The following is a 560-nucleotide window of genomic DNA, read 5'->3' on the forward strand; positions in this document are numbered from 1 at the left end:
CAGTCGGTCTCCGACTTCGCCAACGGCAAGGCCGCCATGCTGCTCTGGCAGTCCGCCGGGTCGAACCTGAAGACGCAGAACATGCCCGCCGACGCGTACGGGGTGGCCCCGGTGCCGTTCCTGGCCAACCCTCCGGCCGGCGGCAAGAAGGTCAACAGCATGGTCGCCGGGATCAACATGGCGGTCTTCAAGCACACCAAGAACAAGGACGGCGCGCTGAGCTTCGTGAAGTTCATGACCAGCGACGAGGAGCAGACGATCCTCAACAAGACGTACGGCTCGCTGCCGGCGGTGAAGACCGCCGCCTCCGACCCGGCGTTCAGCGCCACCGAGCAGAAGACCATCCAGGAGACGCTGGTCACCACCGCGGCCCCGCTGCCGCAGGTGCCCGACGAGAGCACCTTCGAGACCCTGGTCGGCACCGCGATGAAGGAGCTGTTCGCCGACGCGGCCAGCGGCAAGCCGGTCACCGAGGAGTCGGTGAAGGCGAAGCTGACCGACGCGCAGCAGAAGATGCGCTGACCCAGGCGGCACCGGTGGCCGTGGTCGGGCGCTGAGCC

1 protein-coding gene is annotated in these 560 nt (G+C 67.9%); it reads left to right on the forward strand.

The genetic code is table 11. The features are described 5' to 3' along the window. On the forward strand, window positions 1-522 hold a 522-nt coding region (locus tag KBX53_RS35295; RefSeq protein WP_210864070.1), incomplete at its 5' end, for an extracellular solute-binding protein. Between the last annotated feature and the right edge of the window lie 38 nt (window positions 523-560).

The sequence above is a fragment of the Micromonospora sp. M51 genome, assembly GCF_018070305.1.
Classification (GTDB): Bacteria; Actinomycetota; Actinomycetes; order Mycobacteriales; family Micromonosporaceae; genus Micromonospora; species Micromonospora parva.